The following is a 20,069-nucleotide window of genomic DNA, read 5'->3' as shown; positions in this document are numbered from 1 at the left end:
CCCACCTTACGAAACCTTTACCCTTTTTTTAATGAAAAAAATCGTCTAAACGGCTTCTTCAAAGATAATTGGGCTCATAAAGTCGATACTTTTTTGAGTGATATCGATGAAGTTCCGCCAATATTCTTTCACATTCTCATCGTATTTTCCTTGGTCAAAACTAATTTGTAACCATGACAATTCTTCAAGCAGCCTTATTGATGATCCTACCCAAATTTTTTGACCTTCGATTTGAAGTGTAAACGGTTCTTCAAACCGAAAAGGAAGATAAATCCCTGTATGGTTTGGATGAAGGATTAAATTTTGAAAAATCGTACCTTTAAAAAGCTTCGCATACGTTAATAACACACGGTCATTCTTCGCAGCAGCTTTTTTCAAGCTATGCAACGTTTTGCTTTCTCCTAATTCTAGGCTAGCGATCGCCTTTTCCCAATTTAACTCTTCACGGTAAGGTACCAAGTAACCCATCTGTTGCATCTTTATTTCTAATTCCTTTATAAGGAGTCCTGTTTCTAGTGCTTCTTTGGAACTAAAATTTGAAATTGGTTCAATTCTTGCTGTAATCGTCATAAAGATCCCCCCGAAAAAACATATCTACTGTAATCATTCGCTTTTCTTATTACCTTTAAGACGTTTTTACAAACTTTGTTATAAATTGTTATAAATGAAATAAACCAGAAAGATCACTCCTTCTGGTCTAGCAAACATTATTTCCCTTTAGGGGGAGCATAGTCTGGCTTTGGATTCCCTTTCGTTTGCATCTGCTTCCCTTTGTTTCCTTCTGCTTCTGGGTGAAGGGAAGATAAATGGTTAGGAGCAAAAGATTTCGGAAATCGCTTTGGATTACTCATAAAAGATCTCCTCCTTTACAGTTATGCTGTGCAATAAGAGGAGAATTATCAGGTTTTCGTATTAATTTTTTGCGTGTTTTTTTTCAAACTTGTCTTCAATACGCTCGATTGCTTCTTTGTCGTTCATGAGTTCCTGCTTATACTGAGAGACCAGTTCTTTGAAAGTAATCTTTTGTGTTTTTCTCATCATGTTCTCCTTTCGTAACGCATCGCTTTATTGCAAGTATTCCCGAATTCAGAATATTTAATACAAAAAACGCAATTTTTTTGTGAAATGATACAAAAAAAGACCGTCGAGCTTTACTCGACGGTCTAAAACTTTAATTAATTTGCTTGTAGCTTGTCACGAAGAACCATTTGTAGAATTCCACCGTGACGGTAGTAATCGATCTCTACTTCACTATCGAAACGAGCGACTACATTAAACGTCTTCTCATCACCTTCTGGAGAAATAGCCGTTACTTTAATTTCTTCACGAGGCTTAACATTTTCAGCAATTTCTACTGCGAATGTTTCTTTCCCAGTTAGGCCAAGAGAGTCTGCAGAATCTCCCTCTTTAAATTGAAGTGGTAATACACCCATCAATACGAGGTTACTTCTGTGAATTCTCTCGTAGCTCTCTGCGATGACTGTTTTAATACCAAGAAGGTTTGTTCCTTTTGCTGCCCAGTCACGAGAGCTTCCCATACCGTAGTCTTTACCTGCAAGAACAATTAGGTCAGTTCCGTCTTCTTTATACTTCATCGCTGCATCGTAGATTGGCATAACATCTTCTGTTTTCCAATACGTCGTCCAGCCACCCTCAGTGTCTGGTGCGATTTGGTTACGAATACGAATGTTTCCGAACGTTCCTCTCATCATGACTTCATGATTTCCTCGGCGAGAACCATAGGAGTTAAAGTCAATAGGACGAACACCTTTGTCCTGAAGATATTGACCTGCTGGCATATCCTTAGCGATGGCACCTGCTGGAGAAATGTGGTCCGTCGTTACTGAATCGCCAAACTTCGCGATGGCTCTCATGTTTTTGAGCTCGTGAATCGCTTCTGGATCTTTTGAAAGGTTCTCGAAGAAAGGAGGGTTTTGGATATAAGTTGACTCTTCGTCCCAGTTGTAAAGATCGCCTTCACTCGTGCTCAACTGATTCCAACGCTCGTTTTCTTCAAAAACAGTTTTGTATTGACGCTTAAACATTTCAGGAGTAACTGTTTCTGCTACGGCTTCTTTTACTTCTTCAGGAGATGGCCATAGGTCTTTCAAATACACGTCATTACCATCTTTGTCCTTACCGAATGATTCATTGTGAAGGTCAAAGTTTACACTTCCTGCAAGTGCGTAAGCAACGACTAGTGGTGGTGAAGCAAGATAGTTTGCTTTAACTAATGGATGAATACGACCTTCAAAGTTACGGTTACCAGAAAGAACAGATGTTACTGTTAGATCGCTCTTTGCTACCGCGTCTTCGATTTCTTCTTTAAGTGGACCTGAGTTACCGATACATGTTGTACAACCATAACCTACAAGATGGAATCCAAGATCTTTAAGATATGGCATTAGTCCAGACTTCTCGAGGTAATCGGTTACGACCTTAGATCCTGGAGCAAGACTTGTTTTAACATATTCAGGTACTTGGAGTCCTTTTTCGACTGCTTTCTTCGCAAGAAGTGCAGCACCAAGCATTACGGATGGATTCGACGTGTTCGTACAGCTTGTGATCGCAGCGATTGCAACCGCACCTGTTTTCATCGTTACTTCATTTCCATCATGGAATTTTACAGTTGCTTCTTTCTTAATTTCGTCCTTATCCATGCCTAGCCCCTGGTTACCTTGAGGAGCAACAAGCGCTTTATTGAACTCTTCTTTCATGCTAGAAAGAGGGATCAAATCTTGAGGACGTTTAGGTCCAGCTAAACTTGGCTCTACTGTAGAAAGGTCAAGTTCTACAACGCTAGAGAATTCAGGATCCTCTGATTCTGGCGTATAATAAAGACCGTTTGCTTTACAGTACTCACGCACAAGGTTGATGTGCTCTTCAGAGCGTCCTGTTAAGCGCATATACTCAAGAGCTTCTTCGTCTACAGGGAAAAAGCTACATGTTGACCCTTGTTCAGGAGCCATGTTTGAAATCGTCGCACGGTCTGCAAGCGGCATGCTAGATAGACCAGGACCGAAGAATTCAACAAACTTACCTACTACTTTCTTTTCACGAAGTAGCTGCGTAACTTTTAGCGCAAGGTCAGTTGCAGTCGTTCCACTTGCAAGTTCACCCGTTAGCTTCACACCGATAACTTCTGGTACTGGGAAATAGGAAGGCTGACCAAGCATTCCAGCTTCAGCTTCAATTCCACCTACACCCCAACCAAGAACACCTAGACCGTTGATCATCGTTGTATGTGAATCTGTTCCAAACAAAGTATCTGGATAAGCGACATTTTCACCGTCAAAGCTGTTTTCTTGTACAACATTTGCTACGTACTCCAAGTTAACTTGGTGAACGATTCCAGTTGCTGGTGGAACAGCGCGGTAGTTATCGAAGGAATCTTGCGCCCATTTAAGGAATTTATAACGCTCAAGGTTACGTTCGAATTCTTTATTCATGTTAAATTCTAATGCATCTTCAGAAGCATATTTATCAACTTGAACCGAGTGGTCAATAACAAGGTCAACCGGAATTTCAGGGTTGATCTTATCAGGATCTCCGCCCATATCAGCCATCGCTTTACGAAGTGACGCAAGGTCAACGACTGCTGGTACTCCAGTAAAATCCTGTAGAATAACGCGAGAAGGCTTAAACGGTACGTCGATATCAGTCTTTTGCTCGCTAGTTCCCCATTTAGCGAGGTTTTCAATGTGCTCCTCTTTAATTACCTTACCGTCGTACTGACGCAGCACGGATTCAAGTAAGATCTTAATCGTGTAAGGGAGCTTGCTAACATTTGCGATGCCTGCTTCTTCTAGCGCTTGTAAGCGGTAGAATGAATATGTTTTACCATTAGCATCGAACGTTGATTTCGAATTATAAAGTTCATGATTTGCCATATGTAGTTCCCTCCTTCAAATTGCATAACAAAGCGGTAGTTGCAAAAACGCTTTCAACTTCCCTTTATCCATATTAGTAGTTTTTCAAACATAAGTAAATAACAAGATTGTTATTATACTTCATAAGTTTACCTTATCACTACATATTTTGACGGCCTGAGGACAAAGTAACATCGTGGAGGTGAAAGCTGATGGGTAAGCGTAAAGCGAATGGCGTACGTCCTGGAATGAACGATGCTGATGCACAGGGGAACGGAGCGGGATCTGATAATGAATATGCTCACGAGCATCTATCCGCAGAACAGCGTGCGTTCAACAAAAAAACGAAGAAACGTCAATAGATGAAAAACCAAACCCGTCATCAGAAAATGACGGGTTTTCCGTTTAAACGTCTTTGTTCATTTCAGCTTGTATGGATTGTAAATCTTTCTGAAATTGAAGCAGCTGTTCACGCTGATGTTCTGACGCGTTCACTAGTGCTCCTTCAATTTGTGACATCGCTTCCCCTACTTCTTGTTGAAGATGTTTGAGGTCTTTTCCGTAATCACTGCTCGTATCGACGATTTCCTTGCTCGCGTCGATCGCCTGATCATATCCTTGTTGAGCTGCTTGAAATGCCTGCTGTTTGTCTTTGTTATATGGCATCGCTCGGCCTCCTTATCCAATGGTTTCACCATAGTTTTATCCAAAATAAGGCTTGCTATTCCGGTCGCATAAGATGAACCTCCATGCAGATACTAACCGTAAAGGAGGGATAAGCCATGACAGAAAGCAACACGTTTAAAGACATGCGTAAAAATGCCCCCAAAGGTCAAACTGGCCAACAAGAGCCAATGAAAGGCTCACATAAAGTTAAGAAACGTAATCAGACGAGACAAAAAAATGGTGAAGGGTTTTAACTTTTAGTTCTTATTCAAAAAAGGCGACCTATTCGTCGCCTTTTTTTGATGAGATCGAGCGTAATGCGTCGATGATATGCATTTCTTCATCCTTGCTTACCGTTCTGAGGTCCAGTAGGATTCGATCTTCTTTTAGCCTAGCAATCACCGGAACTTCTGATTCCCTCAAGGCTTTCTCAAGCTCGTTACTTGTAAGCAGGTCAGAGGTAATCGCAATTACGAACGTATCGAGGTTGACTTCAGGCATGGTACCACCGCCTACTTGAGAAACATCTTCTAGAATTTCGGTATGGTACCCCGTTGTTTTTTCATGTAAGGTTTCGATAAAGTCACGCGATCTTACGTTTATTTCCTCTTTTGATAGTAAGATATCCCTCACTGCAGGAATGTCCGTTTCTTCATTCATCAAGTGCTGCTGTAACGTACTTTCAAGCGCTGTTAAAGTAAATTTGTCCACTCGTAATACTCTTGCTAATTGATGCTTTTTCAGCTGATCGATGAGCGCCTTTTTACCAGCGATAATCCCTGCCTGCGGTCCACCAAGCAGCTTATCGCCACTAAACGACACAACGTCTGCGCCTTCTTTTAATACAGTCGGTACGGTAGGTTCTTCACCGATTCCATATTCATGATAATCAAAGATTGCACCGCTCCCTAAATCTTCGTAATAGATAACCTGATTACTTCTTGCAAAACTCGATAATGTTTTCCGCTCCACTTCTTCAGTAAACCCGACGATAGAAAAATTACTGCGGTGTACTTTCATAATCATGGACGTATTTTCAGAAACGGCCTCTTCATAATCATAAAGATGTGTTTTATTTGTTGTACCAACTTCTTTTAATAATGCTCCACTCTCTCTCATGATTGAAGACACACGAAACGATCCTCCGATTTCAACGAGCTCGCCTCTTGAAACAATCACTTCTTGTTCATTCGCTAAAGCACGTAGCACTAGGTAAACCGCCGCAGCATTATTATTAACGACAATGGCTGCTTCAGCTCCAGTAGCTTCACAAATCAAGCTTTCAGCGATATCGTGCCTAGAACCTCTCTTTCCTGTAGAAAGGTTATACTCCAAAGTCGAGTAGCTACGTGCAACGTTTGTTAGACCTGTTAGCGCACGTTCACTAAGGCGAGCACGGCCTAGATTCGTATGTAATACCACTCCTGTTGCATTGATTACTGGACGAAGATTTGGAGTAAGTTTTGCTAACGCGCTCTGTTCTAATTTCTCGATTATCTCTTTTTGAAATTCCTCTCTTGTCCTTGAACTACCAGAATAATTCTCATTAAGTAAATTACTACGAAGTTTATTAACCTCTTCCTGGATTAGGTGGGTTAGCCTTTCTTCTGGATAGACTCCAGCAAGGTCACTTCGTCTGAAAGCATGCTGTATTTGATGAATGGGAGGAAGCTCCCTAACTAGTGTTTTCAACGGTATCAACTCCTAATAATGAAGGAAAGACACCCTTCCTGGGGTGTCTACCTACTCCTTCATCTGTTCCATCTCTTTAATAAAGCGATCTAATTCAGGATATTCTCCTGTTTCATGCTTAGAATGAAGCTTGTTACCATTCACGGTAACCTCAAATGCGCCTTTAAATCCTGGTTTCATTTCAAGAGTAGCAATGTCATGGCGGAAATGATTGAAAAGTTCCTCCGCGAAACTCGCGGCTTTAGGTGCATAGTTTCACTGCATGCAGAATTCGATTGAAACAGTATACTTCAACTTGTGTTCCTCCTTTTTTTATTATGTTGTCCATACTATATCATTTCAAAAATCGAAACAAAAGAATTATACTTATGTGAGGAGGTGGTACGATGTCGAGTGAAGAACAAATTCGTCTTACGTCTCTCTCAACAAAAGGTGGTTGAGGATGTAAGCTTGGTCCTGAGGACCTGGCGCAAGTTTTGCGTCACTTACCTAATAAAAAGACAGATCCAAATTTACTAGTTGGAGTCGAAACCTCCGATGATGCAGGCGTGTATCGATTGACAGATGAAATCGCCATGATCCAAACTGTCGATTTCTTCACACCGATCGTAGATGATCCATATATGTTTGGTCAGATCGCAGCTGCGAACTCATTAAGTGACGTGTATGCGATGGGCGGTGTGCCGAAGACAGTATTGAACATTGTAGGCTTTCCAATTAAAAAACTCGCTCCTGAGATTTTGTCTTCTATTTTAAAAGGAGCTAGCGATAAAGTAGAAGAAGCAGGGGCCGTGATTGCTGGAGGTCACTCTATTGATGATCAAGAACCAAAATTCGGTTTGTCCGTGACTGGTATTGTACACCCTGACAAGTTCTATGCGAATGTTGGTGCAAAACCAGGTGATGCGATTGTCCTAACAAAACCGATTGGCGTAGGCATCCATACGACAGCAATCAAGCCACAAAAACTATCAAGCGAAAGGCTTGATATCGTCTCAGACACAATGGCAGAACTAAATAAAGTTGCCTCTGAAGAACTCGTTCATTTCGAACCGAATGCTGTGACAGATGTTACAGGATTTGGCTTACTCGGACATTGCTATGAAATGGCAACAGGAAGTAATGTCAGTATCGAAATTGATTTTGAAAAAGTACCAGTACTTGAAGGTACACACGAGTTAGCCGAACAAGGCTTCGTTCCTGGTGGCTCGAAAGCGAATCATCGCTGGATCTCTCAATCTGTTCAGTATACGAACCTAAGCGAACTAGAAGAGCTTATCTTATGTGACGCAGTTACGTCTGGCGGCCTTCTGATCAGTATGCCTGAAAGCCAAGCGCACGCATATGTAGAGCATATGAAAAACAAAGGAAAAAAGGCAGACGTCATTGGGAATGTTACAGAAAAACAATCATCATTCATTCATGCATATCGTTAAAAAAAAGCCGTAGGAATTGGATCCTACGGCTTTTTAACGTTCATACAACGCGTTCTCTATATCCTCTGTAAATTTCTCAGGCACATCATCAAAGACAACCCTGCCATCCTTTAATGCTATGATCCGAGTCGCATACCGAAGGGCAAGCTTTACACTATGGACATTCACGATCGTTAGTAGCTTTCGTTCTTCATGAATTTTTTTGATTAAAAGGAAAATCCGATCTGCAGTACCAGGATCTAAGCTAGCAACAGGTTCGTCCCCTAAGAACACGTATGGAGACTGCACAAGAGCTCTTGCAATACCGACTCGTTGTTTTTGTCCACCACTCAGCTGATCAGCGCGCTGGTTTTGAAACGGTAACAGTTCGACTTGTTCAAGCACCTCTTGTGCTTTCAATTTTTCTTCTTTAGAAAACAATCCGAGTACGTTTTGAAGTGTTGAGTGATAGCCAAATAAACCGGTATAAACGTTTTGCAAGACAGAAAGCCGGGGGATCAATTGATGTTGTTGAAAAATCATCCCCATATTTCTTCGAATCCTACGTAACCCTTCATCATCCAGTCGATCGTATGACTGGTTTTGATAAGAAACCGTACCTTTTGAAAGAGGCTCGAGCCCATTCAGTGTTCGGATTAAGGTAGACTTTCCTGCCCCTGTTTTGCCTAAAACACAAACAAACTCTCCTCTAGAAAATGTTAAAGACACACCCTCAATCGCGGCGGATTCTGTTTGACCATACGACACTGTACCGTCCGTAATTGTTAACAGTTCATTCTTACATAACATCTTGCCTCACCCGACTTCCTATAAAATCAACGGCAATCACAATCACCATGATGATGAGAACATCAACGGCTACAGTCGAATACTGAAAGGTTTTAAAATGAACAAATAACTGCTGTCCAATGCCTCCTCCGCCGACAAGGCCAAGAATTAATGATGTTCGAACCGCTACTTCAAATCGATAAAAGTAATGTGAAAGGACGTTCGGCCATATTTGCGGAAAAATCCCGAACAAAGCACGCGTAATTGTTGGCGCACCAACAGCTTTCATAGCTTCTTGTTGCCCCTTATCCGCCGCCTCGATCAATTCTCCAATCAACTTACTCAATACACTCGCGTTATGAAAGATGATCGCAAGTGTTGCAGCAAACGGCCCGGGACCAACAACTGTAAGGAACATCAAGCCTAGTACGATTTCAGGAATCGATCGAAAAAAGCTTAATAGTATCCGAGTGCCTTTATAGAATCTGCCCGCTGTATTTTTTGCAGCGAGGAGACTAAGCGGGAGAGCTATTAGTAGCCCAAGAAAACTTCCTAAGAAAGCCATCCCTAGTGTCACTAAACTTGCTTCTAACATTCGAGGAACAACCTCTAAATTGAGAGGAAACCAGTTTGAAAGAAAGTCAACCATGTTGGTTAATGCACGAAGTTTGCGTAGATCAAAGTCAGTTATACTAATACTCCATATCGTCGCAGCCGTGATCAGTATTACCCCTACTACGTGCTTCCAATTGAACCAAACCATCATTATTCTGTCATAAGCCCCTGTTTCACAGCGGCATCTCTTATACTTTCATAGTCCTCATTACGAGCTTCAGTAAATCCAGAAGCACCGAACGCATTTAAAATCGTCTCATTCTCGATCGATAAAAAGACCTCTTGCAATTTCTTTTTCGTTTCCTCATCTGTACCTTTCCCAACAGCCCATGGGTACTGAAATAGCTTGTCTGACTCCCAGATCACTTTTAGTTTTTCTTCGTCTATTTTTCCTGACTGGATCAGTTGATGGTAGATCGCGCTGTCGATTGCGCCCGCATCTACTTGCTTATTCTGAACGGCTAGTGCAGTGGCATCGTGTGATCCTGTGTACGTAACCGAACGAAATGAATGATTATCTTGATCTTGGAATACTTCTCTGTCTTGCAGTTCAATCGATGGGATCAATGAACCAGACGTCGAGTTAGGATCACCAAACGCAAAGCTTCGTTCATTACTTCTTTCTAAAAAGTTTTCTAGTGAGGTCCAGCTGTTCGAGCTGTGCGTGATCACGTAAGAGTGATAAAACGGTTCGCCATCGATAAGCTGGGTGACAATCGCTTCTGCCCCACTCTTTTCATGTGCGATCACATAAGTTAGTGGACCAAAGAACGCCATATCGATCTGTTCATAATTCATTGCTTCTACGACACCATTGTAGTCTGGAAATGTTGTAATCTCTACGTCCTGATCGAGCTCATCTGTAAGTACGTCTTGTAATTCATCCATCGCTTGATCGATTTCACCTTCTGTTTGAGCTGGAATAACCCCAATCGTAAATGAGTCGCTACCTTCTTTTTCATTCTCTTGATCGGTGCATCCAGCGATAACACTAGCTAGCAATACTATACTCAATAGTCGTTTCATCCGCCATCACTCCGATTTTCCTTGTTTACGTCGATCGAGCCATCTTCTTTCTTGTCCATCTCGTACGGTATAGCCTTTTTCATCGAGGCTTTCGAGGAAAGGAACGAGAAACTTCCGGCTCACACCTAGAACTTCCTTTGCAGTCTGCAGTGTGAAAGAGGTTGACGTTTCATTCTTCAACAAATCCTTTGAATTCTCCCACGCTGAGTGATGGATCATCAAATCTTTCGTTAGCTCCATCGCTACCGATTCCTCTACTAAATATTGCTTTAACTCGGCCTTTTCCTCTGATGGAATGCCTTCATTATCAATAAGCACATCGATTGGTGAAACGTTCATTCCCTGATCTCTCAGAGAAACTACGACATTCTCCATTCTCGTTTTCCAAGCTTTTGGAAAGGATGGGATAAAACTCTCTATCGAAAAATATGGTCCCTTTTGTATGACATTCTCCGTTTCAACTAACGTTCGTTCGATCAGCTTACCAGGGTACTTCGCCTTTAGTTCCTGAATCAATTCTGCCTTCGGTATGCCGGGTCTCATCGGATATTTATCATGATAATGCTGTAACCGCTCATCGATTTCAGAGCTAACGCTGTTAAGAATACCTTTGGTTGTAACATCCTCCTCAACAAAAACAAACTCAGGCGTCTTCTCTAGCTCTAAAAGAGTTTCATCATCCATACCAAGTGTTTGTTGAATCTCTTCTTTCGTAAGTAGCAGCTCTTTGTCAAGCAGCTGCTGAAGCTGTTCTGAAGGTGTCCCCATACTCATTCTCTCAAGCATTTCGACAGTCTCTTTACCAAATTTATACTTCTGTCCCATTACGTTTACAATCGATCCACCACCGATCGTTTCAACAGGTGATGGCCTTCGAATGATCACTCTGTCGCTTTTTTTCGCTAAGACGGGAGTTTGAAGACGTATCTGACATAAGACCTTTTCGTCCTCTTCGTACTCTAAAACATTCCGATCAAAAAATACGATCGTTCCCCTCACTTCAGCAGTTCCAATATGAACGGTAACGGTTGATCGTTGCTTTAATTCATAAGACATCGTTTTAGCCATCTTCAAACTAATGTCCACTGTAGACGTAGTATGATAATAATCGCTCGCTACAACAACTTGACCTCTATCAATATCATCGCGGTCAACGCCAGCAAGATTGATCGCAACCCTTTGTCCAGCATATGCCTTGCTTACTTTTTCATTATGAGACTGTATTTGTCTGACCCTTGCTTCGATCCCCTTTGGAACGATCGATACGGCTTGTCCATCTTGTAACTCTCCGTCAAAAATCGTCCCTCTCACGACAGTTCCATGTCCTTGCAGAGTAAAAACTTGGTCGATCGGCATGCGAAACGGTCCAACTTTATTTCTTGAAGGCACGTTCAATAGATAAGCATGGATGCTGTGTTTTAACGCCTCGATGCCTCTTCCAGACTTACTGTCAACTACATGAAAAGTAGCGTCCTCAAAGGCAGACCCAGATATGTATTCGATAATATCTTCTTTAACAAGTTCAATCATTTCGTCGTCAACAGCATCTGCTTTAGTAATAACGATGATTGAGCGTTCAATGCCAAGAAGCGATAAGATTTCTAAATGTTCCTTCGTTTGAGGCATCACACCCTCATCCGCTGCAATAACAGGTATTACTATATCGATCCCTGCTACACCAGCGATCATTTGCCTGACAAATCGTTCATGACCAGGTACATCGATAATTGATACTTTCATGTCATCTGATAATTCGAAAGGTGCAAATCCTGGCTCAATCGAAACATTCCGCTCTTTTTCTTCCTTGAGACGGTCTGTATCAACCCCTGTCAGCGCTCCAGTTAGCGTGGTTTTTCCGTGATCGATATGTCCCGCAAGACCTATTGTGTAATAATTCATTCTTCTCACCTGCCTAAATGAAGTCATCCTTCACTAACATTAATGAAATAATGTTCCCTACGCAACTGAAAGCCCTTCTACTTTAAAACCTTGAATATGCATCGATGTATGTTTATTCAACCATGTATAAGAAAAAAGTTATGCACATTTATCCACACCAGCATCTGTTATACTGATTAATTTACGCTGTACCAACCCTCATCCTGTTATAGTTCTCAATCAAGAACTGTACCACTCACTCTTAATGTCGAACAATGTCAGAAGATAGATTTCATCGAGGTTTGTCGTAATTTCTGGTTTCTGAAATGAATTAATTCTTAATCGTTCTTTTTCTTGCTAATTCGACATAACCTCACAAAATATCCAATTAAACGAAATCAAATCGTTCAAATTAGTTGATTCTATGAAACGTATGCTTTATCATTCTAATAGCAATGGGGCTGGTTGTACGTCTGGTGAGTGCCACGGTCTTCAAAACCGCTTGTGACCTGCGTGCCAGGTCAGCTGGGTTCGATTCCCAGACGGTCCCGCCAATTTTTATCACCTCAGTTCTCTAATGACGTTTCATTAGAGTTTTTTTATGCAATTTATCTCGTTTTTTCAACTACCGAATGAAATTGTACTGATTGTTTAGCCTATTCATTAAATACGTACAACGAGGTGAATAAAGTTATTATGAACTCTTCACATACACTACTCTTCCTCGTAGTCCTATTTAGTTTAATAGGACTACCCTACAATAAAACTCATGCCTTTCAACAGCCACATTCAGCTACACTAAATTTTATAAAATCAGAAACAAATAAAGACGAGAAATTAGAAGAAGCTTTCAGTAAAATCTTTCAATTACAGCCCGGTGATGTTAACTACTATTACAACCGGATCGATTTAAATGAGGATGGCACCCCTGAAACGTTCGTCTATTTGTCAGGACCTTCAGTTTGTGGAACTGGAGGCTGCAGCGCACTCATCTTCCAAAAGATCAATGAAGAATACAAGGTGCTTTCGCGATTCAGTCTAGTTAGAACTCCAATAATCATTAGTGAAACATCCACTAACGGCTGGAAGGATCTCATTATGTATGTAACAGGTGGTGGTATAGAGCCCAGTTATAAGAAGCTAACTTTTGCCGAAGGAACGTACCCTCTAAATCCATCGATACAACAAGATGTAGAAATCGATGAAGTGAAAGGCGTTGGAATAATAAGTGACAACATGTCAGAGGATACAGGAATCACCTATTAAGCTTTATTACTCTAGGAAAATGAAAGAAGTAAGAATGTTTCCCGACAATTCCTTTCAGACGACCTAAATTGTAGCCCCCACTCCCCTACTCCACTTGATTTATGCGTGTTTTGAGCGTATAATGTGACCGAGTTCAAAAGCATGAGAGGTGAATGCGATGGCAGGTTGGTTTCAGTATTTTATCGTCGGTTGGACAGTCGTGTTGATCTCGCTAATGGCGATCGGCGGTTTCTTCATGTTCCGAAAATTTTTAAAGCGTCTCCCTAAAGAAGATGGAAAATCCATACTGGATTGGGAAGACTATTACATCCAGCAAACAAAACACATGTGGAACAATGATCAAAAAAAGCTTTTAGAAGAATTGGTATCCCCTGTCCCAGAACTATTTCGCGATATTGCTAGAAATAAAATCGCTGGAAAGATCGGTGAACTTGCGTTGAAAGAGAACAGCAAGGAAATGACGCAAGACCTCATTATTAGAGGATATATCATTGCAACTCCAAAAAGAGATCATAAATGGCTTATCAAAAAATTACACGATAAACGGATCGATGTTACACCTTATCAGCATTTATTCCATTAAAAAACTCGTTTAGCATGATGCTAAACGAGTTTTTTATAATGTACTTTGATGTAATTTCGGGTTATGGCTTCTCTCTGTTTTACGAAACTGATAATACATAGCGACTCGCCACGGCACAATCATTCCAAAAGCAAGTATAAAAAACAGTGAGCTCGTTTGGAGGACAGGGATCGACTGACCGATTATGGTTTTAAAAGCGATCCTTACAACGAGTAATCCGAGCAAGATAAATACAAACGCTTTCGAACGTGTTAAATAAATCTTATTGTTTTTAATTTCAAATTTAGAAGTACGAATCAATAGTAACGAAAATGCCGCACCAACAAGAAGTGCTTCCATCGCTTCATATAATGGTACTCTAGCTTCTGGTAATACAAACATAAAAAAGCCTGTCGCCATAAAAAAAGGCGGTAGGATAATTTTCTTTATCGTTGCAGGTTTTTTCGAAGCCTTTAACCTGATCATAATCACACCTAGAGCCATCAATACTCCTACTACTGTACTGAAAATCAGCATATTTTCATCCCTCACCTATCAGGTTACTGCTTATCATTTCCATTGTATGTGTAAGAACAGAAAAAAACAAGCGCACATAAAAGAACAGGACAAGCGTCCTGTTCTTATCATTGCGTATTTTGTTTGGAAAGCTCCTCTTCACCTTCATCTGCAGCAATGTTCAAAATAATCGTCATCGTAACACCAACTACTGTAAAATACACCCCTAAATCAAACAAAATCGCCGTCGCCAAGTGAGTGTGCCCAAGGATTGGAAGCTCAAAGTAAGCGTCCGTATGGCTTAAAAAGGGTTGGCCGAAGAAAAACGAGCCGATTCCAGTTAAAACCGCTATCAACAATCCGATCGGAATAAAGTTTTTGAAGTCAAACCGAATGACGCGTTCCATCGTTTTAAATCCATAGGAGACATAAAGCAGCACTAACGCTCCAGAAGTCATTAATCCACCGATAAATCCGCCACCTGGCGCATTATGACCAGCGAAAAAGAGATAGATCGAGAACCCCATGATGATAAAGACGATGATCGTCGTTGTTGTTTTTAAAATAAGATCGTTGCTACGTTGCATCGAGTCGCATCCTTTCTAGTTAGAATCCTTGAAAACCGTTAAAGAGATTGTTAACAAGGAATGAAGTGAACATCGTCATGAAATTAAAGTATAGCAATACTCCCATAACGATCATTAAATATCCGCCTGCTTTCATAATGACTGTGCTGTTTCTCTTAATCCACTGTAACTTTCCGATAAAGAATGATAACAGGAAGAACGGAATGGAAAACCCTAGCGTATAGGCAACCATATAGAAGAGACCAGCTCCAGGGTTCGAAACCCCAAGTGCGATTACTGCTGCTAAAATCGGTCCAGTACATGGAGTCCAACCAGCAGCAAAGCCCATTCCGATCAACACAGATCCAATGAAGCCTGATGGACGATTCCGAATCGTTAACCGCCGATCTTTCAAAAGGAAAGAAGGTTTCCAAAATCCTACGACAACGAGTCCGAAAACTACAATTAAGATCGCCCCTACTTGTCTCAATAAGTCTTTATATTGAACAAACAAGTTTCCAATAAGTGAAGCAGACATCCCTAGAACGAGAAAAATAATTGAAAAGCCTAATAAGAAGAATACTGTATGTAGGATTGCTCTTCGCTGCATCATTCCCCGTTCTTCTTTTAAGTCATTTACCGATACCCCTGTAATGTATGAAATAAACGCCGGATAAAGCGGCAATACACAAGGAGAGATAAAGGACAGGAATCCCGCTCCAAAAGCTAAGAAAATATTTAAATCAGCCATAACCTAACTCCCGTTCTATGCACGCACTTAGCATGCGCATTCTGAAATCGTTTCAACCCCATTGTACCGGTTTTCACATTAAATTGTGTGAACATTACGTAACGATTTACTTTGCAAAGAATTCTTCAAGAGTTATTCCAGCTTCATGAACTTCTTTGGCAGCTTCTTTTCCTACATACCGTACATGCCAAGGCTCATATTGATACCCAGTAATGTCTTCTTTTCCTTTAAGGTACCTCACGACAAACCCGTATTTGTATGCATTTTCAGCTACCCATTCACCTTCAGGGGTACTCCCGAACTTCTCAGTTAACGCACCATTCAGTGAAGGTGTACTAATATCCATCGTTAATCCAGTCTGATGTTCACTCTGCCCTGCATGTGCACTTACCTGATTTGCTTTCTCGGCACCGTATCTTTCTGCGTTGTAAGCAAAAATCGCTTCCTGTCTTTCATAAGAACGGTAACCAGAGACAGCTTTGATTTGCATATCAGCTTCTTCTGCAGCTGCAAACATTTCTTCAAGCGCCTTTGCTGCTTCGTCTACCATCAGTCTCTTCGGATCTCCTTCATTTGCATAAAAAGGGACGTCAGGTTCTACAAGATTCTTCGGAACGAAATCAGCCGGCAAATTTCTATTTTTGTTTGCTACTACATAGATACTATCAGGATTTGTTACGACTTTTTTGCCATTTTCTTCAGTCACCGTTTCACCCATAGCTGGATACGCATTTTGTTGTGACTCATCAGGTTCGTTATTTGCACCATCATCTTTATTCGCATCTTCATTTGAAGAACCATTTTCTTCGTTCGCTTCACTATTGGTCTTGTTATCTTGATTTTTTTCTTCTTGATCAGGCTCAGTCTGCTCCGACTTTTCATCGTTCATCGTCTGATCACTCTGCTCATTCGATGAACAACCTGCCACAAGTGCGAGCGATAGCCCTGATACGAATACTAGCTTTCTTACCGTCATGTCAACACTTCCTAATAAAATATAGTCTATCTTATCATATCATCATCTAGAATATGCCCGTCAACCAAAACCTCTCCATATAAAAAGCACTCTGTTCCCAGAGTGCCAGTACATTATTTGTTATTATCCATTTGACTATTCATAGCCTTCATCATCTGATTAATCTTCTTCTGAGAAGGTTTTTGCCCCATTTGCATCATCATTACACGAAGCATATTTTCATTGATAGGGGGATTTTTCTTTAGATAATCCATCATATATTTGCGGGCAATAAAAAAGCCAAGCGCAGCCCCAGCAATTAATGCTAGAACGCCCACAAGCGTATACATCCACCACATGCTGTATTTCCTCCTTATTCTTTCTCTTCCATTAGTGTACTACAACCCTTCCTGATTATACAATAACGTCTACTAAAATAGTAGGGTTTGTTTAAACTAGCTTTTGTTTTTTAAGCGGGTTGAGCCACCCATATCGATTCGATTGATGATCGATGGCAAAGAAAGTAGGAGTGAGCTTTCTTAGCACCTCAAAGAAGATCGTCTCTGCTTCATATGTACCGTTCGAATATACGTTGATTTTCTTTTGGTTTACAAACAGAGAGCCGTCACTTTTCGATTGTAAAATCGTTAAACAATGCCCTCCATTTCGATATTCATAATTCCGAAACCCACCTAATTCTGAAACAAGATAGCGATTCACATCTATTACAGGGATAGACTCTGAAATAAATTCAATTTGTTTGTCTAGCAATTCTTTTGCTTCTTTCTGAAGCGTACGTTTTCTTTCATTAAATAGTTGATATAACAGGAGTTCTTTTCCACCATATTGGACGGCTACTTCTTGCTTGATCAAGTGCATCTCATAATGCCTCATATCGATTCCCCCTGTCTACCTTGTATAATAAACATAAGTATAAAGGAAATTCATTAAGATGATTGTCTATACCTGTAGTTCAGTTTCCACTAGTTTTGTCGAAACCAAAAAACCTGTACTATAACATCTATGTTATAGTACAGGTTTATGTTATGCCATGCTCGGTAGGTCGCAAAGAACGCCACCGCACTTCGCATCATAATCTAGTTTCATTCGATCAACGAACCATTCATCTCCTGGCTTCACGAAGTAAGTGATTCCCCCAACTTCTTTTTTGAAATCGTCTGTAGCAGGCTTATCAGACATTACTCCTAGTGAAAACCCACCGCTATCTCCACTCCCAGCGTACCTTACAAAAAGTCTTAAACAATCCCCATTATTAAGCTCCATTTCATTCTTGTAAAACTCAGCCGCTGAATCCGTTACAACAAACATCCTATCCATCCTCTCTCTTTGTAGTATAACACCTTGTTATAGTACAGTATAACGAATTTTCTAAAAATTGCAACCAAAAAAATAGCCTAATTTTGCGAAATGCAAAATTAGGCTATTTTTACTGAATCGGACCTCTATTTTTCTTACTCTCTTTTAATTTGTCAGGTGTAACGTCATCGCCCGTCTCATCAACTACCTTAATCGAATGAAGTTGGTTTTCAAAGGAAGAACGAAGACTTTGAAGATATTCTTGACGAAGATCTTTTTGTTCTTTTTTCTCTTGATCTGTTAGTTGAGACTCTTTTGATTTTCTAGAGAGCTCATTAATTCGCTTTATTTTATCCTGTGATAACATACAGAAATAACTCCTTTATAACATCTAATTACTTTTATCCTAACGTAAGTCGTTGCCACAGGCAAGTTTATAGCTTCTTCTCCAATTCGTCAACATGCTCCTTATAGCGCCTATGAACCGTTGCTTTTGATGCTTCATAACCAAACCCTTTTAACGTAGCGGCAATCTCGTGGAACGTTAACCCTCTATCACGTAAATTCACTATTTCTTCGATGGGAACAATCTTTCGTTCCCTTCCCCCGTGACGTCGGTCACTTAAATTCCGCTGAGGCTTATACCCCTCTCGTACCGCTTTCTCCATTCCTCGCTTTATTTTAAGGTTATGTAGTTTCCTCTGAAACTCCTCAACGATACTTACGATTTCAAGGACCATCGAATCAGCTTCAGATAGCTGTAGCTCACCGTTCTGGTTTACTGTATAAATCGTTCCGCCATACTTATGGACTGCATGAAGCAAGGCGATCTTAGCATTTCCTCTTCCTAATCTTGTTTCATCTTGAATAAGAAGAACGTCTGCTGAGCCTTCTTTCAACAAATCTAACACTTCTAAGATGCCATTTCGATCAATGTCATATCCACTGTGCTTTTCCTCGATCACTTTATGTACTGTAAAACCAGATTGAGCTGCAAATCTTTGCAGCTCTTCTTTTTGCCTGGCAAGTGATGATTCCTGTGTTTCTTTCTTTGTACTTACCCGACAGTATATGATTGCATTCATTACTTTTCCTTTACCCCCAGCGCTGTTGCATTTGCCTCAACAGGAATGATAAGTGTATCTCCTGCTACTATTCGATCTGCATCTATTTTGTTCGCTTCTTCCACCCAGCTGATAAAATTACGGTCAGACAGCTCATGTGCGTCACGATATTCTTCTGCGATTTCAAGAACAGTATCTCCCCGCTCTAATTCAATTTCAGTATAACGATCATACCCTTCAGCAGCTGCAGCTCTCAATGATACAAACACGAATATTAATACGGCCACAAAAGATATAATGACAAGAAAATCAACTCCAGACAAGCCTCTAGCTTGTTTTCTCATCCCAATCACCCCGAATACGAATATTTGTTCTGGTTTTAGTATAAACAGAACCTCTGTTCGTGTCAACTGAATTTTCGAACTTATGTTTGTATGCGAACAAAAATTCTGGTATACTACTAACAAATAGATAGATTGGAACGAGGTGCCAGAGATATGAAACTATCAAACCGTCAGCAGGATATTCTGGACTTTATTAAAGTCGAAGTGAAACAAAAGGGTTATCCACCCTCCGTTAGAGAAATTGGTGAAGCTGTAGGACTCGCTTCAAGCTCAACTGTCCACGGACACCTTGCAAGACTTGAGAAGAAAGGTTACATCCGACGCGACCCAACGAAACCAAGAGCAATCGAAGTACTCGGACTAGATGAAACGATCGATATTCCTCGTCCAGAAACGGTGAACATTCCGGTCATTGGTAAAGTAACTGCCGGCCAACCGATAACGGCGATCGAAAATGTTGAAGAGTATTTTCCTCTACCAGAACACTTTGTACAAGATGACGAGCACACGTTCATGCTAATCATCGAAGGTGACAGTATGATCGAAGCTGGCATTTATAACGGTGACATGGTAATTGTGAAACAACAGCCAACTGCGAACAATGGAGATATTGTTGTCGCGATGACGGAAGATAGCGAAGCTACGGTTAAGCGTTTCTTTAAAGAAAGCAACTACTTCCGCCTACAACCAGAGAATTCATCGATGGAGCCAATCATCCTTGATTCAGTTTCCATTCTAGGTAAAGTCATCGGTGTATTTCGTTCAATCCACTAGAAGC

General features: G+C 40.8%; 26 protein-coding genes, 1 tRNA gene and 1 pseudogene. 7 read left to right on the top strand and 21 right to left on the bottom strand.

From position 1 onward, the window contains the following. Positions 1-45 precede the first annotated feature (45 nt). The 4 genes from ACXAHI_RS02240 to acnA all read right to left on the bottom strand — a co-directional run bounded on the left by ACXAHI_RS02240 (position 46) and on the right by acnA (position 3,890). The gene (locus ACXAHI_RS02240; protein ID WP_474845592.1) at positions 46-570 is read right to left on the bottom strand and encodes a hypothetical protein; all 525 of its coding nucleotides are present in this window, start codon (positions 568-570) and stop codon (positions 46-48) included. 137 nt (positions 571-707) lie between these two features. Then, the gene (sspN, locus tag ACXAHI_RS02235; RefSeq protein ID WP_270181948.1) at positions 708-851 is read right to left on the bottom strand and encodes a small acid-soluble spore protein N; all 144 of its coding nucleotides are present in this window, start codon (positions 849-851) and stop codon (positions 708-710) included. 61 nt (positions 852-912) lie between these two features. Next, positions 913-1,038 carry an FbpB family small basic protein gene (locus ACXAHI_RS02230; protein ID WP_270181947.1) on the bottom strand — a complete coding sequence of 42 codons (126 nt, stop codon included), beginning with the start codon at positions 1,036-1,038 and terminating at the stop codon, positions 913-915. 137 nt (positions 1,039-1,175) lie between these two features. Next, complete coding sequence (gene acnA, locus ACXAHI_RS02225) at positions 1,176-3,890, bottom strand: aconitate hydratase AcnA (protein ID WP_474845590.1); 2,715 nt, start codon at positions 3,888-3,890, stop codon at positions 1,176-1,178. Positions 3,891-4,081: 191 nt separating this feature from the next. On the opposite strand from acnA, the gene sspO reads away from it, so the two are divergent. Next, positions 4,082-4,231: a small acid-soluble spore protein O gene (gene sspO, locus ACXAHI_RS02220; RefSeq protein ID WP_224882338.1), complete on the top strand. Its 150-nt coding sequence runs from the start codon at positions 4,082-4,084 to the stop codon at positions 4,229-4,231. A 43-nt stretch (positions 4,232-4,274) separates the two neighbouring features. On the opposite strand, the gene ACXAHI_RS02215 is transcribed toward sspO, so the two are convergent. Further along, the gene (locus tag ACXAHI_RS02215) at positions 4,275-4,535 is read right to left on the bottom strand and encodes a hypothetical protein (protein WP_474845588.1); all 261 of its coding nucleotides are present in this window, start codon (positions 4,533-4,535) and stop codon (positions 4,275-4,277) included. A 116-nt stretch (positions 4,536-4,651) separates the two neighbouring features. On the opposite strand from ACXAHI_RS02215, the gene ACXAHI_RS02210 reads away from it, so the two are divergent. After that, complete coding sequence (locus ACXAHI_RS02210) at positions 4,652-4,789, top strand: small acid-soluble spore protein P (protein WP_224882334.1); 138 nt, start codon at positions 4,652-4,654, stop codon at positions 4,787-4,789. 28 nt (positions 4,790-4,817) lie between these two features. Here ACXAHI_RS02210 and selA read toward each other — a convergent pair whose 3' ends face one another. Together selA and ACXAHI_RS02200 are read right to left on the bottom strand one after the other, a co-directional pair. After that, the gene (selA, locus tag ACXAHI_RS02205) at positions 4,818-6,227 is read right to left on the bottom strand and encodes an L-seryl-tRNA(Sec) selenium transferase (RefSeq protein ID WP_474845587.1); all 1,410 of its coding nucleotides are present in this window, start codon (positions 6,225-6,227) and stop codon (positions 4,818-4,820) included. Positions 6,228-6,278: 51 nt separating this feature from the next. After that, positions 6,279-6,470 (bottom strand): annotated as a pseudogene (locus ACXAHI_RS02200) (Rdx family protein); the annotation flags it as partial. A gap of 143 nt (positions 6,471-6,613) precedes the next feature. Between ACXAHI_RS02200 and selD the strand changes: the two are divergent. Then, on the top strand, positions 6,614-7,663 hold the full coding sequence (gene selD, locus ACXAHI_RS02195; RefSeq protein WP_474845585.1) for a selenide, water dikinase SelD: 1,050 nt from the start codon (positions 6,614-6,616) through the stop codon (positions 7,661-7,663). A gap of 33 nt (positions 7,664-7,696) precedes the next feature. Here selD and phnC read toward each other — a convergent pair whose 3' ends face one another. From phnC to selB, 4 genes are read right to left on the bottom strand one after another with little or no spacing between them, the layout of a single operon-like run. Then, positions 7,697-8,452 carry a phosphonate ABC transporter ATP-binding protein gene (phnC, locus tag ACXAHI_RS02190; protein ID WP_474845583.1) on the bottom strand — a complete coding sequence of 252 codons (756 nt, stop codon included), beginning with the start codon at positions 8,450-8,452 and terminating at the stop codon, positions 7,697-7,699. Next, positions 8,442-9,197 (bottom strand): phosphonate ABC transporter, permease protein PhnE, encoded by a 756-nt coding sequence (phnE, locus tag ACXAHI_RS02185; RefSeq protein ID WP_474845581.1) that lies wholly within the window; start codon positions 9,195-9,197, stop codon positions 8,442-8,444. The genes phnC and phnE overlap by 11 nt, the downstream gene beginning before the upstream one ends. Next, positions 9,197-10,072: a phosphate/phosphite/phosphonate ABC transporter substrate-binding protein gene (gene phnD, locus ACXAHI_RS02180; protein ID WP_474845579.1), complete on the bottom strand. Its 876-nt coding sequence runs from the start codon at positions 10,070-10,072 to the stop codon at positions 9,197-9,199. Before phnD ends, phnE begins: the two co-directional genes overlap by 1 nt. A 6-nt stretch (positions 10,073-10,078) precedes the next feature. Further along, on the bottom strand, positions 10,079-11,971 hold the full coding sequence (selB, locus tag ACXAHI_RS02175; protein ID WP_474845577.1) for a selenocysteine-specific translation elongation factor: 1,893 nt from the start codon (positions 11,969-11,971) through the stop codon (positions 10,079-10,081). A 436-nt stretch (positions 11,972-12,407) separates the two neighbouring features. Here selB and ACXAHI_RS02170 point away from each other — a divergent pair. From ACXAHI_RS02170 to ACXAHI_RS02160, 3 genes are all read left to right on the top strand, one after another. Beyond that, a tRNA-Sec gene (locus tag ACXAHI_RS02170) sits at positions 12,408-12,504 on the top strand. A gap of 142 nt (positions 12,505-12,646) precedes the next feature. Then, complete coding sequence (locus ACXAHI_RS02165) at positions 12,647-13,216, top strand: hypothetical protein (RefSeq protein WP_474845575.1); 570 nt, start codon at positions 12,647-12,649, stop codon at positions 13,214-13,216. Positions 13,217-13,373: 157 nt separating this feature from the next. Further along, positions 13,374-13,799, top strand: coding sequence for a DUF2621 domain-containing protein (locus ACXAHI_RS02160; RefSeq protein WP_474812024.1), 426 nt, complete (start codon positions 13,374-13,376; stop codon positions 13,797-13,799). 33 nt (positions 13,800-13,832) lie between these two features. Here ACXAHI_RS02160 and ACXAHI_RS02155 read toward each other — a convergent pair whose 3' ends face one another. The 10 genes from ACXAHI_RS02155 to yneA all read right to left on the bottom strand — a co-directional run bounded on the left by ACXAHI_RS02155 (position 13,833) and on the right by yneA (position 19,291). Next, positions 13,833-14,315: a CcdC family protein gene (locus tag ACXAHI_RS02155; RefSeq protein ID WP_474845573.1), complete on the bottom strand. Its 483-nt coding sequence runs from the start codon at positions 14,313-14,315 to the stop codon at positions 13,833-13,835. A gap of 107 nt (positions 14,316-14,422) precedes the next feature. Then, positions 14,423-14,881, bottom strand: coding sequence for a Na(+)/H(+) antiporter subunit B (locus tag ACXAHI_RS02150; protein WP_474845571.1), 459 nt, complete (start codon positions 14,879-14,881; stop codon positions 14,423-14,425). 19 nt (positions 14,882-14,900) lie between these two features. Continuing rightward, positions 14,901-15,611, bottom strand: coding sequence for a cytochrome c biogenesis protein CcdA (locus ACXAHI_RS02145; protein WP_474845569.1), 711 nt, complete (start codon positions 15,609-15,611; stop codon positions 14,901-14,903). A gap of 106 nt (positions 15,612-15,717) precedes the next feature. After that, a complete protein-coding gene (locus ACXAHI_RS02140) occupies positions 15,718-16,587 on the bottom strand; it encodes a M15 family metallopeptidase (RefSeq protein WP_474845567.1) in 870 nt (289 codons plus the stop codon). A gap of 113 nt (positions 16,588-16,700) precedes the next feature. After that, positions 16,701-16,925, bottom strand: a complete 225-nt coding sequence (locus tag ACXAHI_RS02135) for a YneF family protein (protein WP_224882311.1) — start codon at positions 16,923-16,925, stop codon at positions 16,701-16,703. A gap of 91 nt (positions 16,926-17,016) precedes the next feature. Continuing rightward, positions 17,017-17,460 carry a sporulation inhibitor of replication protein SirA gene (gene sirA, locus ACXAHI_RS02130; RefSeq protein WP_474845565.1) on the bottom strand — a complete coding sequence of 148 codons (444 nt, stop codon included), beginning with the start codon at positions 17,458-17,460 and terminating at the stop codon, positions 17,017-17,019. A gap of 150 nt (positions 17,461-17,610) precedes the next feature. Further along, the gene (locus ACXAHI_RS02125; RefSeq protein WP_270181931.1) at positions 17,611-17,895 is read right to left on the bottom strand and encodes a HesB/YadR/YfhF family protein; all 285 of its coding nucleotides are present in this window, start codon (positions 17,893-17,895) and stop codon (positions 17,611-17,613) included. A 118-nt stretch (positions 17,896-18,013) separates the two neighbouring features. Next, positions 18,014-18,250: a DUF896 domain-containing protein gene (locus tag ACXAHI_RS02120; RefSeq protein ID WP_270181930.1), complete on the bottom strand. Its 237-nt coding sequence runs from the start codon at positions 18,248-18,250 to the stop codon at positions 18,014-18,016. A 67-nt stretch (positions 18,251-18,317) separates the two neighbouring features. Beyond that, positions 18,318-18,968: a YneB family resolvase-like protein gene (locus tag ACXAHI_RS02115; RefSeq protein WP_474845563.1), complete on the bottom strand. Its 651-nt coding sequence runs from the start codon at positions 18,966-18,968 to the stop codon at positions 18,318-18,320. Beyond that, positions 18,968-19,291: a cell division suppressor protein YneA gene (yneA, locus tag ACXAHI_RS02110; protein ID WP_474845561.1), complete on the bottom strand. Its 324-nt coding sequence runs from the start codon at positions 19,289-19,291 to the stop codon at positions 18,968-18,970. Before yneA ends, ACXAHI_RS02115 begins: the two co-directional genes overlap by 1 nt. Before the next feature lie 153 nt (positions 19,292-19,444). Here yneA and lexA point away from each other — a divergent pair, with 153 nt between their 5' ends. Beyond that, positions 19,445-20,065, top strand: a complete 621-nt coding sequence (lexA, locus tag ACXAHI_RS02105) for a transcriptional repressor LexA (protein WP_270181927.1) — start codon at positions 19,445-19,447, stop codon at positions 20,063-20,065. Positions 20,066-20,069: the final 4 nt, after the last annotated feature.

Source organism: Anaerobacillus sp. ABD4_527, assembly GCF_056160805.1.
This window is presented reverse-complemented; position numbering and strand designations above follow the sequence as displayed.

What these genes read in the sequence shown, in the direction of transcription:
- ACXAHI_RS02125 (WP_270181931.1), bottom strand. Translation starts at nt 17,895, where the DNA reads ATGTTTGTTGTAACGGATTCAGCGGCTGAGTTTTACAAGAATGAAATG.
- sirA (WP_474845565.1), bottom strand. Translation starts at nt 17,460, where the DNA reads ATGAGGCATTATGAGATGCACTTGATCAAGCAAGAAGTAGCCGTCCAA.
- ACXAHI_RS02150 (WP_474845571.1), bottom strand. Translation starts at nt 14,881, where the DNA reads ATGCAACGTAGCAACGATCTTATTTTAAAAACAACAACGACGATCATC.
- acnA (WP_474845590.1), bottom strand. Translation starts at nt 3,890, where the DNA reads ATGGCAAATCATGAACTTTATAATTCGAAATCAACGTTCGATGCTAAT.
- ACXAHI_RS02230 (WP_270181947.1), bottom strand. Translation starts at nt 1,038, where the DNA reads ATGAGAAAAACACAAAAGATTACTTTCAAAGAACTGGTCTCTCAGTAT.
- ACXAHI_RS02140 (WP_474845567.1), bottom strand. Translation starts at nt 16,587, where the DNA reads ATGACGGTAAGAAAGCTAGTATTCGTATCAGGGCTATCGCTCGCACTT.
- ACXAHI_RS02160 (WP_474812024.1), top strand. Translation starts at nt 13,374, where the DNA reads ATGGCAGGTTGGTTTCAGTATTTTATCGTCGGTTGGACAGTCGTGTTG.
- sspN (WP_270181948.1), bottom strand. Translation starts at nt 851, where the DNA reads ATGAGTAATCCAAAGCGATTTCCGAAATCTTTTGCTCCTAACCATTTA.
- ACXAHI_RS02210 (WP_224882334.1), top strand. Translation starts at nt 4,652, where the DNA reads ATGACAGAAAGCAACACGTTTAAAGACATGCGTAAAAATGCCCCCAAA.
- selB (WP_474845577.1), bottom strand. Translation starts at nt 11,971, where the DNA reads ATGAATTATTACACAATAGGTCTTGCGGGACATATCGATCACGGAAAA.
- lexA (WP_270181927.1), top strand. Translation starts at nt 19,445, where the DNA reads ATGAAACTATCAAACCGTCAGCAGGATATTCTGGACTTTATTAAAGTC.
- ACXAHI_RS02120 (WP_270181930.1), bottom strand. Translation starts at nt 18,250, where the DNA reads ATGTTATCACAGGATAAAATAAAGCGAATTAATGAGCTCTCTAGAAAA.
- ACXAHI_RS02115 (WP_474845563.1), bottom strand. Translation starts at nt 18,968, where the DNA reads ATGAATGCAATCATATACTGTCGGGTAAGTACAAAGAAAGAAACACAG.
- ACXAHI_RS02155 (WP_474845573.1), bottom strand. Translation starts at nt 14,315, where the DNA reads ATGCTGATTTTCAGTACAGTAGTAGGAGTATTGATGGCTCTAGGTGTG.
- ACXAHI_RS02165 (WP_474845575.1), top strand. Translation starts at nt 12,647, where the DNA reads ATGAACTCTTCACATACACTACTCTTCCTCGTAGTCCTATTTAGTTTA.
- ACXAHI_RS02215 (WP_474845588.1), bottom strand. Translation starts at nt 4,535, where the DNA reads ATGCCATATAACAAAGACAAACAGCAGGCATTTCAAGCAGCTCAACAA.
- yneA (WP_474845561.1), bottom strand. Translation starts at nt 19,291, where the DNA reads ATGAGAAAACAAGCTAGAGGCTTGTCTGGAGTTGATTTTCTTGTCATT.
- phnC (WP_474845583.1), bottom strand. Translation starts at nt 8,452, where the DNA reads ATGTTATGTAAGAATGAACTGTTAACAATTACGGACGGTACAGTGTCG.
- sspO (WP_224882338.1), top strand. Translation starts at nt 4,082, where the DNA reads ATGGGTAAGCGTAAAGCGAATGGCGTACGTCCTGGAATGAACGATGCT.
- ACXAHI_RS02145 (WP_474845569.1), bottom strand. Translation starts at nt 15,611, where the DNA reads ATGGCTGATTTAAATATTTTCTTAGCTTTTGGAGCGGGATTCCTGTCC.
- phnD (WP_474845579.1), bottom strand. Translation starts at nt 10,072, where the DNA reads ATGAAACGACTATTGAGTATAGTATTGCTAGCTAGTGTTATCGCTGGA.
- ACXAHI_RS02240 (WP_474845592.1), bottom strand. Translation starts at nt 570, where the DNA reads ATGACGATTACAGCAAGAATTGAACCAATTTCAAATTTTAGTTCCAAA.
- phnE (WP_474845581.1), bottom strand. Translation starts at nt 9,197, where the DNA reads ATGATGGTTTGGTTCAATTGGAAGCACGTAGTAGGGGTAATACTGATC.
- ACXAHI_RS02135 (WP_224882311.1), bottom strand. Translation starts at nt 16,925, where the DNA reads ATGTGGTGGATGTATACGCTTGTGGGCGTTCTAGCATTAATTGCTGGG.